The organism is Paenibacillus sp. NFR01, assembly GCF_900111565.1.
In the GTDB taxonomy this organism is placed as follows: Bacteria; Bacillota; Bacilli; order Paenibacillales; family Paenibacillaceae; genus Paenibacillus_AQ.
This window is the reverse complement of the sequence record NZ_FOIK01000002.1, coordinates 404,958-417,994: the sequence shown is the minus strand read 5'-3', so window position 1 is coordinate 417,994 and position 13,037 is coordinate 404,958. Positions and strand designations below refer to the sequence as shown.

Genomic DNA, 13,037 nt, shown 5'->3' with positions numbered 1-13,037 from the left:
TCAGAGAGGGGAGGAATACGCTTGGCAACCCGTGGCAGGCCGCTGCTTAAGCGCAACTATATATTGGCGGTTCTTATTTTGATACTCGGTTTTGGCGGACTACTCAGTTATGACTTGTACATCAAGCCCTTTGTATTGTCAAAGACCGTAGTGAAAGTGAAAGCCCCGGATAACGGCTTTTTGCCCAAAAATGTTGAACTGAAGCGTGAAGACCTTTATCTGGACTCCGTGCAGACCAAAGATATTCCAGCAGGCGCCATCACGGCCTATGAGCAGGTCGTGCACAAGATTACGAATGTGGACCTGATGGATGGAAGCATTCTGACCGAGCCACTGGTCGATGTCAGCGATCTGGAACCGCAGGGCGATGAAGGGATTTTCCCGATCCCGAAGGAAGCGATCTATGCGATTAACGGTTCGCTGCGGAGCCGGGATAAGGTGGACCTGTATCTCGTCGATGCAGACATCAAGAACGTTCCCGTGGAGGAACTGCAGCCTGCTACGCCGCCGGAGCCGGCGACAAGCCTGTTTCTGAGCGATGTAACGGTAAATTACGTGCGTACGGAGGATAACAACGATGTGCTCGACTCCGAGGACGGTAACGTTAACAACCGTTTTACCTCTACCGGCAAAGTTGCCGTACCGGAATTAAAGCTCAAGAAATCCGACGGCGAATTGCTGGGCCGATATTTGGAGCAGGGCAAACAACTGTGGATCGTCAGGGTGAAATAGGAGGGATGCCATATGAAAATTTTCAGTCTTGGCGTGGATCAGTTGACGGTCAATGAGATTAAGCTTGCCGGATATACGGTTATTCCCCATAGCAGTCTTCCGGATCCCGTCCATACCGGACCGGATATGCTGATGTTTACCAGCGAGGCCGTTCCGGTGTCTGCGCTGGGAGAGCTGCGGATAAATTATCCGCAGGCCACGATCCTGTACCTGTATTTGCAAAAGGGAGTGCGCGGCTATCAATCGGTGCATTTATTGTGCGAGAGCCTGGGAATCTTCTTTGTCCCGCCGCGATCCACCTCTGGCGCGATCATCGAAAAGCTCAGGTTCATCCTTGCGGAAGACGGCGAGGAGCGGCCTAATGTGATCGGATTTTTCGGCTCGGGCCCCGGCGTCGGCTGTACGAGTACGGCCAGATTGTTCGCGAAACGCCTGGCTGCGGCCGGACAAAAAGTAATCTTGCTGGGGCTGGATTTGTATGACCCCGGTTATGACCGCAAAACGGCGGTCAGCCTGGATAGGCTCAGGCCTCGCCTAACCGGCAAAATGCTCCAAGCCATCGATTTCGAGAATCTTGTGAAGCTTGACGGATATCCCTACCTCCCTGGCAATTACGATTATTTGGCAGCCCAGGATTACCGAGAGGAAGAAATCGAGTATTTACTTGCCGAGGCCGGAAAATACGCCGACGTGCTCGTCGCCGATTGCGGCTCGATCCCGGAAAGCGCCGCGTGGTATGTCGGGATGCAGTGCTCCGCTTTGCGCATGCTGGTGACTCACCCGCGCCATGAACAGAGATTGCAGCCGCTTATGGAACTTGCCGGACATATGGATCTGCATCCGCAGGATTTCCAGTGGATCATCAACCGCAGCACGGCGGAGGAACTGCTGTCTCCCAAAAATCTGGTGCAGCGCTTTGGCTGCGAACTGCTGCTCGAGCTGCCCTATTATCCGGGTTATCCGGAGAATCCGCCGCTTGGCAAGCGGGAGCTGCAGCAACTGGATGACAAAATTCATGCGCTGCTCGTGACGCTCGGATTGACGCCGGAACTTAGAAAGAAGGGGGTATTCGGATGATTGAATTTAACGAATGGAAAAAGCAACGGCCCAGCGATTATCCGCTGTCATGGCCGAAGCGCGGGTTTAAGCCGCCTGCCGCAGCCAGAGTAACCAACCCGCCGTTTTCCCTCAAACAAAAAATTCTCAGCACCGGCAAACCGGGGAAAGACGAATTTTATGCTTTTCTTCGGCAGATGAAGCAGGAGATGAATGCCGGACTGGAGCGGGAGGACGAAAGTTATTTTGAACTGAACGCCAAGGCGTTGATCGGAGACCCGCAGGCTGTCGGCTTTTTCATGAACGAAATTGAAAAATATTTACGCAAAACGCCGTTCGCCGGAAAGCTGCCGGAAGCGTACAGCACGCCGGCCGAAGCGTTGTTTCATGAATGGAAGGGCTTCGGGCCGGCCTACCGCTGGTTCACCGACCGGACGTTCAGCGAATCCACCGGTTTGCAGATTATCGGCAAACAGATTTTTTATAACCACCGGGGCAACTTTATCGCTTATCCGTACGAAATGCCTTCCCTTGACCGGGTGGAGCAGCTTAAGCGCGCTTTGCTGAAAAGCGATCCCGGTAAAAAGCTGAACAAAGATAACCCTTCCGTCGAGTTCAAAATGGATGATCCGCTTTGGCCCGGGCGGTTTATCCGGCTTGCCATCTGGGTATCGCCGCGGGTCTGGGAGGGCTTCACGACGATCTCGCTGCGGCGGCAGGTGGTCGAGTTTTTGAATCTGGAGGATCAAGCGGGGACCAAATGCATTCCTGCCGAAGCAGTGGAGATGATACGCGCTCTTGCCGGTACGTTCCGCAATACGGTCATCGCCGGCGCAGTCGGATCGGGAAAAACGACCTTTGCCAACACGATTGTCGGCGAGCAGCTGCTCGGTTCGTCCTCGTGCATGGGGGTCGTGATGATCGAGAAGCATCCGGAATCCATTTTGCCTTATCAGATCAAAGGCCACCGAATCATTCCGATTCAGGCGGCGAACGAAGAGCTGATGGAGGTTGGCGTGGAATCGCTGCGCCATGATCCCAACATCGTGTTTATGACGGAAATGCGGTATCACGAGTGGGAATTTTATTTGTGGAGCGGGGAAAAGGGGTATGACGGCATCACCGGGACGTTCCATACGGTGGATTCGGAGGACATCCCTTATCAAGGCGCTTTCGCCGTATCTACGCGGGTGGGCGGGAGCTTCAAGGGCCATCTGATCTCGGCTTTGAAATCATGCGAGCTGGTCTTCATTCTCGAAAGCGTCCGGAACGGAAGAAAACGGCTGGCGCGCATCTCCGAGATTTTTTATGACGAAGCCAACCGCTCGGTGTACGCAAACGATCTGATGCGCTGGGAGGAGGAGACGGGTTCATGGAGTTATAACGATAAGCTGACGCCTGCGCTGCTCACTAAGATGGAGAAGAAAAATGCTCCGGCTACGCGGAGACTGCTTCAAGAGCTGGGCCACCTTGCGGCGCAGAAGCCTATGATCCAGCCGTTGAAGGAAAGCCTGAAGTCGAGGCTTGTCCTGGAAGAGTAGGAGGAGGTAGCGGTGCAACTGTTCATGTTTCTAATTCGTTTTGCGTTCCATCTGCTGGTCGTTTGGGGAATGTGGCTGATCGTCCAGCCGCTGCTGGAGCGGCATTTGCGGCAGCTCGGGCAAAAGCTTGACCACCGCATGAACCGGCGGCTGCAGCGGTTTGAACGGCGAGCAGTAAGCGGGCGAACCCGTTCCTGGATATACCGGCATGTTGACCGGCTGCTTTATTTTGCTCAGCGGAAATATGAACCGGGTATCAGCGTACTGCGCTTTTTCCTGCGGACATTCCTGACAGCCGTAGGGGTTTACGGTTCCGCGTGGTTAACGCTGAAAGAGCTGCCGGGGCACTTAAGCTTCAGCAATCCCTTTTTGGAAGGAGCTGCTCTTCAGGGTAGTAGCGGGGCTGCCGGAGAGTGGCGTTTACCGCTGTTCCTGGCCTTGCTCTTTGGCACTGTACCTTACCTGCGGCTGCGGTATAAATATGCCCAGCGCAAAGTCCGCGGCAGCTACGATCTGCTCGATGTCATTCGTATCGCTACCAAGTATACTCATTTATCCGTCGATTCCATTTTGGCGCGGACGGCAGAGCTGCTCGGGGAAGACAATGTGCTGAAGACGCCGCTGAGGCTGCTGGGAGCCGCCTTTTCCAATTATAGCAGTGAAACGGAGCTGAACCGGGAGGCGGAGCGGTTTGCCCGGGCGATCGGCACGACCTTTGCCGTAGAATTCGTTTCGGATCTGCTGTATTGCGAGAAAGAAGGGACCCGCTATTTCAAAAATTCGCTGATGACATTAAACCAAACCATGGAACAGCAGCGGGAGACGATCATGAACGTGAAGGCCGGAAGCCGGGATGCCATAAGCCTGGGGCTGTACGGGAACCTGGTTGTACTGGTATCCTCGGTCGGCACATTTATGTTTATGCTGAAGCCCGATGTGTATTTTAAACTGCAATTCGAGACATCGGTGGGGCTTATTTTTCTGATGATCATCCTCAGCGGTTTATTCATTTCGTTTCTGCTCAGTACCGTGCTGGCCAAACCGAAGCTGGACTACCATTAAGGCGAGAAAGGAGGTGGGTTATGGAACGTCTTCTGCTGCTGTTGGCCGTCATCGGCGTAGCTTATTTGGCATTGTTGGTCTTTATCAGTAGCGCCGGTCGGCAGGAGCAATATTTCTTCCGGCTTCGGGCGGGGGTAAAGACGCTGGGCGAACGCATGACCAACGACCTGCTGCAGCAAATGCTGGCGAACACCGGCCTGCCGCTGTCAGCCGGGAGAATTATGCTGTTTCGTTACGCCGCCGCATTCATTTATTTGCTGGTGCAAGCGATCGGGAATTTTGTGCGGGCAAGCCCTTTTTCCTTGTTCGATCTGCTGGTCGCCTTGTTGATTGTAGCGGTCACCAGCCCGATGCGCTATCTTCCGTTTGGCTGGCTGCTTGGCTGGCTGCAGCAACGGTCGCTGATCCAAAAAGACGGAGAATTAATCTCGTTCATCCGGCTCTATGAGAACAACCGGCTTCGTCGGCGGGGGTATACGCAGTTCGGCGCATTTTGCGCAGCTTCGGCCAATCATTTTCAGCATATCCGCCAGGATTTGTACGAACTATCGGAAAGGGCAGTGGATGAGGGCAGCGAGCGGGCGATTGAATGGTTTTGTTCCACTTTTCCGGAGCATCATCCCTTTATCAGCGATATCCGCTCCATTCTGCTCGCCACCGAAGCGATGGACGATGATTTCGAGGCGGCGAAATATTTGCAGGAGCAGGCCAAAACTATTGCCAAAATATCCAGCGACCAATATTTAAAGAAATGGTCTTTTATCGGAGATGTGGCTACCATTGTGAATGTTGTTCCGTCGATTGCCACCTTTTTAATGATCGTTTCGCTGGCGATGCAGTACATTATGCTGATTAAGGGAAGTTTCGATGGAATAGGAATGTTTCAGTAAAAAAGTTATATTCAGGAAACGCATAGGACTGTACAATGAAAGGAGTTTTTTTATGAAAAAAGATGCGATTTCGACAGGATTGTTTATTGCGATCGGGTTCCTCTGCGTGGCTATTGTCATTGCCGTTCTGATTCCGGTGGTGCGCGATGTTATCAATGATGCCGACGACAACAGGCCGGATGTTCCCGGCGTCAGTACAACTTCCATGTGGTACTCGCCGGACGAGGCGCCGCTTTCTAGAGTGGGGTAAGCCGATGAAAAAGGATACCTTATCCGTGGCCTTGTTCCTGGCAATCGGGTTTATCATCGCCGGAATGTTTATCGCTGTGGCAACCCGGATGATTGGCAGCAGCCAGGACGACCTGATCACCCATGTCAAACAAGTTGAACAGTACTAAAAGGGGGCGCAGAGTTGAAAGCGACGGTTCTGCGGGCACTGTTCTTGTGGCTGGTATTGTTCATTCTGCTGCAGCCGCTGTTCTCCTATATTGATTATTTGCTGGACTTGCAAGTGAAGGCGAACACCTCCTACATCACGCAAAAAGCCGCGGTTGAAGGTATGGTCACCTCAGGTCTGATCAACGAGGTCACGAACAACCTTACTGCGCTTGGTTTCTCTACCGGGGATATTGAGATCACCAGCAGCACGGAATCTGTCCAGTCGCGCGGCCGGCGAATCGATGTCTATATCAAAGCACCGCGGATCCATATGTTCCCTTATAATTTCTCCGCTCAGGATCAGCCGCTTTTTTACTACGGCCATGGTTCGATTATGAGCGAGTTTATCGAATGAGGGCCAAGAAATGGACTATATTGTAAAATTGGCTTTTGTCCTGCTGATCTTCATCTATACCTGGTTGTTTCAAGTGCAGAATCAGGAATGGGATCTCAACCGGTCGTTGCTGAAGGACGCGAACAATGCTGCGGTACATGACGCTGCCCAAGCCATTAATCTTTCCGAATATGCCAAGGGACGGATTGTCATCGATCCAATTGCCGCGCGTAGCGCTTTTGATAAGGGGCTGGAGATAAATCTCGGATTGGACGAGGGCCTGAATTTCAAGAAAGGCAGCCCGTTGCATGCGAAGGTTGAGGTTGTGGACTTCATTATTGTCGATGAATCGACAAACAGCTTTCCGCTCCTGTATGAGAACAAACTATACGGCATCACCAAATACCTCCGGGGACCCGCAGTAATTGCTGTAATTAAGACCAAACATACGGTGCTCATTGCAAGAAATAAGAGTCCGGAGGACATTGAGGTTCCAGCCGTACAGGAAAATAAACTCGTGTACAAATAGCTATTGAAGAGGATGCGGTATTGCAGGTTCCGTCCGCCCTCCGCTGAACTTACAAGCCGCATTTCATTTTCATAGCCAAAGGAGAATTGATCTAATGAAAAAGCTTCTGAAGAAAATGGTTTCGTTTGCGGTCATCGGAGGGCTATTACTATCTACCGCCTTGTGTCCCGCACAGGTTACGCGTGCCGCTGCCGTAAGCTCGTTCAAAGATGTTCCGAAAACGCACTGGGCGTACACAACCATTATGGAAGGGGTCGAAAAGGGCTATCTGGAGGGCTTCAGCAACGGCACGTTTAAGCCGAATGATTCGGTTACAGTGGCGCAGTTCCTGAAGATGGTGTTGTTGTCGATGACAGAGGTGGACAGCAGCGGGAAGCGTACATGGGCAGCCTCGAAGTTGGCGTTGCTACCGGATTGGAACTTGAGTGCTTTTAAAGATTCGAGCATTTCTTTCGCGGCTGGTGGGAAGGGGCAGGCATGGTATGAGAATTATGTGCATACGGCAGAAACGCTAAGTATCATTCAAGCGCAGCAATATGACGAAAGGTTCAACACCCCATTAACTCGCCAAGAGGCAGCAGCTATTCTTGAGAATCTTGATTCTTATTTCTATGGCACGCTTGATCAAGCATACGCTGAAAAAGCAGCTCCTGTCTTATTTAAGGATGTTACAAAATTTGGGCGAGGTTATGATCTTGTCGCCGCAAAGGTGGCTTTACGTGGCATTATGGCCGGGGGAGCAGGGGGATATTTTAACCCGAAACAAGCGATCTCCCGGGCGGAAGCGGCTAAAATCACTTATGTTCTAGCTCATCCAGAAGCTCGAAATCCACAGAAAATTGATATGACGAATATTCCTTATGCAATGGTGGATTCCCCGGGATATAGTCAGACCGTTCATGTATTTGCCAATTGGGAAATGAAGAAAGTGTATGACTCTCTCAAAGGAGCTCAAAAAAGTTATCCAGGTTACACACAAGGATCGTACGGAGAACTGGATTACTATAAGTCCCGGGAAGAAGCAGAGAAGCATCTTGAAAAACAATATTATTTTGATAAAACGATCTTTGACAATACTATTTACTTCGACATTGTCTTTGGTTTCGATGGAAATGTCTATAACATTACATTGAGTTCCGATGTTGAAAGCTCCGCTCGAGGACAGGAAGTGTTAGATCTGTTCCTTAAGAAGACCTTTAATAATCCTAGCCCTGTAAAAGAAAAAATACTAATGGTGTTACAAACGGAGCAGAAAGGGGGGAGTCTAACTACCTCAGATAAAGTTTATGAAGGAAGACAAGTCGTTATTTCTGCTACAAGGCATGGGTTTATTAGTATAGGGATTTCTGTATACCAGGATAAATAGGGAGGAGCAAAACTATGTTAGGCCGGAAACTAAGGCCGACGCTTGCATACTTGCTAGTTTGGATCATGCTCTTGTCATTATTGCCTCTGGGTCCTCCATCAGTGGCTAATGCTGCTGTACTGACTCAACAACAGTGCATTGAAAAATATGCTTATTTATCACCGCCGCCCGGATTCCCGATTTGTAATACTTCAGGAAAGCTTTGGAACAAGAAGCTGTATGATGACATGAAGATTATTGCCTATGGGGATGTTCTACAGGCAAACACAGCGGCGGATTTCAAAGCTGATTGGCAGGATGAGGAAGGGAATCTGCGGACGGATGCAGCTAATGGTCATCCGTACTTTTCGCGAAATGGTGCAGCAGGCGAATACCGGTACTTTGGATGGGATCAATACAACACGCTTTACAGTAACCAGTGGTTCATTAACGATTCCAAGAAAGGGAGCGATCCCAATGCTAGAAGTTGGATTTATCGACCATGGGAGGAAAATAGCCTCATAAAAGGTAGATCCGATAAGCCAGGTAAATTTTCGCCCATTCTTAATGGTTCATTTGATAATGCAAAAAGAGTTTATGAACGTGGTATAAATGCGATAGATACTGTCAACAAAATCATCAAATCAGATAATGTACAGGTCAGAGTTTCCGCTAAAGACCAAGACGCCAATATTAATCCAGTGAAAAATCTTTTCGACTACATGTACGTCGAGCAAGATCCCACAGTGTGGGCGGGCGGCATGGGCCGGATGTGGCATTTGAAGGATAACGGGGAGATCTGGTACCAGACTTTTGCGATCGATAAGCTCACCGGCAAAGAGAAACCAGGCGTTGTCGCTGACATTATCCCGAAAAACCTTACGACGACCAATCTTTCTGCGTTGCCAGCCCTTTGGACCTGGAACTTCGACCTTACAGGTGTTCTGCAGGATTCAAAGTGGTTTAATGACCGTTATGAAAAAGCACGCCATTATACCCGAGGAGACGTGAAGGAATGGACGCTAAAGTTTGAATATGCGTACCCAGGAAAGCCCTTAACGACACTGAAAACTTTCACTACCCAGAAGAACGGAGATGTTTCTTTTCAGAATCAAGGCATGATCGCTTCATCTAACATCGATGTTCCGATCGAAAAGGGCGTGCTGAAAGAGGGAGATAAGATCTCCTTCAAATTAACGGTTACGGCACGGTATGAGGACAGCAACGACAATAACGTTTTTGATGTCGATACTGACGAATATGATGTTACATTAGGGAATACTCCACCGCCACCACCGCCGCCGCCAACACATGGTGACCTGCCACCGAAAGACGATCCCGGCCCACCGCCGGTAGAATGCGTACCGAGTATTCCTACAGATGCCTTCGACATTGTAGAATTCGGCGCTTCAGACGGTACGGATCTATCGCGAATAGCGGATCGTCAAGTGTGGGTGGACGGTATTCCTGTAGATGCGAACCTCTTTTTCGGGGGAGGGTATGTCTTTGGAGACGACAAGGATGGTCTGGTGACGGTATCGATGCGGTGGACACCTAAACCGGGTGAAGACAAGCATGGGTCCAATGGCTGCGATACATACCGGATCGTATTGGTTCATGACACAAAGCCGCGGGCACAGTTCAAGCTCTTTGGCGATACTTTCAAGGAAAACCGGAAAATGAGCGTAGATAATACGTCCCGCGATCCGAACGCCAACGATCCCTTTGTTCAAGCCTCGTATCCCATTGTCAGCAGTCAATGGTCCTGGTCCGCAACTGACGGCTCCAGCGATAATGACCGAAGGATGGGTGTGAACGGTGCCGATCACAAGGAGTTTCTGTACAAGAAACCGGGAGAGTATGTTCTAACCTTAACCGTGACCAATGCTTTAGGGCGGACTTCCGATCCGTATGTGTTGCCGTTTAGTGTTTTGCAGGACTATGATCCGGCAGTTATTTTCTATCCGTATTCCAGCCAGATCGCGCGGGGCGAGGGCGTATCCCTGTTCCTTGATGCCGTCAGTACGGATAAGGATGTGATAACAACTACCGACTTCAAAGTGTACTATGACATGGACAATGATGAGACCTATTCCCAGCTGGTGGATTCCTTCGGGGCCCCGTTGTCGGAATATAAGCCGCCGGGCAATAAGCTCGGACGTTACCGTATTGTGGTGACGGTGAATGAAGACTATGGACAAGCAACGATTCCGCAATTCATCACAGCTGCAGACAAACGTTCGACCACTCAACACTTTGATTTTGAGGTCGATAACTACATCCCGTATTCGGACATCTATACGGATATTCCGACGGTACGCCAAGCAGTGGATGCTTTCTTTTTGGAGGATAAAAACCTGGCGCAGAGTAAAATCAATTACCTGAATTCAAACGGGGTAACGATCAGCAATCAGATGCGTACCAAAGGTGCGGACCCAACGGTAAATACGTGGGACATGCATACGTATACCTATTCACAGCCGGCTGCAACGACAGTAAATACGGGTGGGTATCCATCAAGCACCTATGTTTACTCTTCCGGAGGCTACTCGGGGACGCTGCAGCTGCAGAGTGTAATGGACAATGGATCTTATAATGATTTTGGCTCTTACCAAACGGTTGTGGATGTGCCTGGTCATAATGAGACTACCGTCACCTATGAACAATGGTGTCAGGGTTATGCCGGTAACAATGTTTATTATAACCATCCCGGAAGCTGCTCCAATTCGACTTCATCACCATATACCGTGGCTGTAGAGCATACAACATGGGTTGATACCACTTACCGTACGGTCTGGGTACCAAACATTCAGTGGGTCAGCAACTACTACGGGACTTATTCCGGCAACATCTACAAAGATGTGCGGCAGCCGTATGCCAATCCGTTTGTACGCTCCACATCGAACAAATTCGTGATTTACGTCTCGGACGATTGGATAAACGAGCTGGGTGATTTCACGAAAGTGAAGGAATTGACGGATGCGAAGATTATTTTGGTCGGTAAACCGTCCATCAAGACGCAAACGGGCTACGATTATTTTATCGAGAACAAGGGCCAGTCGACCGAAGACATCATGCAAAGCGTCGTGGACTATATTTCAACCCTGAATCCGCCCACAGCAACGCAGACGGTGCTGGTCAATCAGGAGTTCAAGCTGCTGACCGATGAGTCCGATCCGGAGAACGATCCGATTGCCAAACGGCAAACGATGTACATCCACAATGAGAATTACTTTGATAATTCCTTGGGGCATGCGGCCTTTGCGGCAAACGAGTTTAACGAAGTAAAGTGTGGAACGGAAACGCTGCGGACGAGCTTTGGGCAAACCGGAGAATACCGGATTTTGCGGCGAGTTCAGGATAAACCGAGCGCCGATCCGAAGCTGGCCGCCTACGACTATTACTCTAACAACGCCGAAACGATAGTCATCGTTCACCGGAAGCCGATCGCGAAAGCGGATCTAGACTGGACATACGATGCCGGCACCAATACGTATCTCACTAGCTGGGTGGATCAATCGTATGACCTGGACCACAACATCAGCGATCCGGTGAATAAAGGAATTGTGGACCGGAAGATCAAGTTCGCCTTCTCCGGGGAAACGTATTACAAGATTCCAGACCGGTTATCTGCGGGCACCTATCATCTGGAGTATCTGGTCAAAGACGTGGAAGGTGCCTGGTCCGCTCCGTTCATCATGGACTTTACATTGGCCAGTACGCCACCGCCGCAGCTAAAATCCAAGCTAAAGGCGCAAGATCCGGCCTTCTCCATTGTCACCGGCATTCCGGCCAGCGAGAAGCTGACGGCCTATGGATTATGGACTAGGTATCCGTATTCCCTGTCTTTGTCGCTACAGATGCCGCCGGGTGGCGGTCTGATCAGCAAGACGGTGCCATATTTCACCGGGACAAAAACAGGCTCAGACATTGCCTGGGGCGATGTAGCCGGTATGATCATTCCGGATACGATGGCGGACGGAGCGTACACCTTCCGCATCCAAGCCAATGGCTCAGTGGGCGGAGCCTATGCGTATAACGACCACACCGTAAATGTATTCACGCCGATCAACCTGGTGGCGGTGGATCCGGAATCGAATAAGCAGCTTGTGGTGGGATATCCAAGCACATTCACAGCTACCACAACCAAATATCCGAACAAGGTCACGGCAACCGCCTTCTATGGCACTTCCTATGCGCAGACACTTACGATGGTCGCCTCGTCCAACTCGGAAGGGAAGATCTGGAGCTACGGGATGGCTGCTGTGCCGAACGTTCCGGATGGAAATTATACGGTTCGGTTCACGGCAACCAACCCGAGCGGCAAAAACGAAGCGGTTAACGTTCCGATCCGAGTGACCCACAATACGCCGCCAAGCGGAAGCTTAAAGACCTACACATATGATGCCGCAAATCCGTCCATGCCGAAATATGAGGGAGATACGGTTCACATCGATCCGGTCAATCTGAACGATAACGAGCATGATACACTGACGGTGAACTTTACCGTAACCGATCCGGCTGGCGCCAGCGTACTCAATCGTACGTTTACATGGTCTTACCCGTATACGACACAAGGCGGTCCTACACTGGTTGCGTCAAAACCGGGTACTTATGCGGTCACGATGAGCATCAGTGACGGTAAAGCGGCACCAGTGCTGGTAACGGGCAGCTTTACAGTTCTGCCGCTCAGCATCACCGGCGCCGTCACGCATAACGCACTGTGGGACAGCCACAGGGCCGATTACAATTCCATTAATCCGTCGGCAACTAGAGCAGCCAATACATTCTGGGCGGGCGAGGAATTCGTTTTGTCGGCCAATGTAACGAACACCGGAGCTTCGCCGGTTGTTGCAAACACGTTAACCGCTCGAATGACGGACACTAATTTGACGGTTTCCTTGGCAGGCACCGGTAGCAAACCTTTGATCTGGAACGGCAGCTTGTGGCGGGATAACTTTGTTGATCTTGCCGACGGCAGCTATACTTTCATCTTTACCGTCACTTACTCCAACGGCGTCATAAAAACAAATACCGTTACCATTTTGATCAAAGACAGCATTTATACAATTTTGGGTTCGCATCGAGTGAAATAAGATAAACGGTGGCA

11 protein-coding genes are annotated in these 13,037 nt (G+C 50.6%); all 11 read left to right on the top strand.

Features of this window, described 5'->3' with window-relative positions; genetic code table 11:
* The first annotated feature begins 21 nt into the window (after positions 1–21).
* The 11 genes from BMW84_RS13120 (at position 22) to BMW84_RS13070 (ending at position 13,023) form a co-directional block, all read left to right on the top strand.
* Entirely contained in the window at positions 22–732 is a 711-nt protein-coding gene (locus tag BMW84_RS13120; protein ID WP_091069074.1) for a CpaB family protein, read from the top strand.
* A gap of 12 nt (positions 733–744) precedes the next feature.
* Positions 745–1,809, top strand: a complete 1,065-nt coding sequence (locus BMW84_RS13115; protein ID WP_091069072.1) for a P-loop NTPase family protein — start codon at positions 745–747, stop codon at positions 1,807–1,809.
* Positions 1,806–3,329: an ATPase, T2SS/T4P/T4SS family gene (locus tag BMW84_RS13110; protein ID WP_091069069.1), complete on the top strand. Its 1,524-nt coding sequence runs from the start codon at positions 1,806–1,808 to the stop codon at positions 3,327–3,329. The genes BMW84_RS13115 and BMW84_RS13110 overlap by 4 nt, the downstream gene beginning before the upstream one ends.
* A gap of 12 nt (positions 3,330–3,341) precedes the next feature.
* On the top strand, positions 3,342–4,391 hold the full coding sequence (locus BMW84_RS13105) for a hypothetical protein (RefSeq protein WP_091069067.1): 1,050 nt from the start codon (positions 3,342–3,344) through the stop codon (positions 4,389–4,391).
* 20 nt (positions 4,392–4,411) lie between these two features.
* Positions 4,412–5,281, top strand: coding sequence for a hypothetical protein (locus BMW84_RS13100; RefSeq protein WP_091069065.1), 870 nt, complete (start codon positions 4,412–4,414; stop codon positions 5,279–5,281).
* Positions 5,282–5,333: 52 nt separating this feature from the next.
* A complete protein-coding gene (locus tag BMW84_RS13095) occupies positions 5,334–5,531 on the top strand; it encodes a hypothetical protein (RefSeq protein WP_091069062.1) in 198 nt (65 codons plus the stop codon).
* Positions 5,532–5,535: 4 nt separating this feature from the next.
* The gene (locus BMW84_RS24815; RefSeq protein WP_175498800.1) at positions 5,536–5,679 is read left to right on the top strand and encodes a hypothetical protein; all 144 of its coding nucleotides are present in this window, start codon (positions 5,536–5,538) and stop codon (positions 5,677–5,679) included.
* Positions 5,680–5,693: 14 nt separating this feature from the next.
* A complete protein-coding gene (locus BMW84_RS13090; RefSeq protein WP_091069060.1) occupies positions 5,694–6,074 on the top strand; it encodes a hypothetical protein in 381 nt (126 codons plus the stop codon).
* A gap of 10 nt (positions 6,075–6,084) precedes the next feature.
* Complete coding sequence (locus tag BMW84_RS13085; RefSeq protein WP_091069057.1) at positions 6,085–6,582, top strand: hypothetical protein; 498 nt, start codon at positions 6,085–6,087, stop codon at positions 6,580–6,582.
* 94 nt (positions 6,583–6,676) lie between these two features.
* On the top strand, positions 6,677–7,948 hold the full coding sequence (locus tag BMW84_RS13080) for an S-layer homology domain-containing protein (protein WP_091069054.1): 1,272 nt from the start codon (positions 6,677–6,679) through the stop codon (positions 7,946–7,948).
* Positions 7,949–7,962: 14 nt separating this feature from the next.
* Positions 7,963–13,023 carry an Athe_2463 domain-containing protein gene (locus BMW84_RS13070; RefSeq protein ID WP_175498799.1) on the top strand — a complete coding sequence of 1,687 codons (5,061 nt, stop codon included), beginning with the start codon at positions 7,963–7,965 and terminating at the stop codon, positions 13,021–13,023.
* Positions 13,024–13,037: the final 14 nt, after the last annotated feature.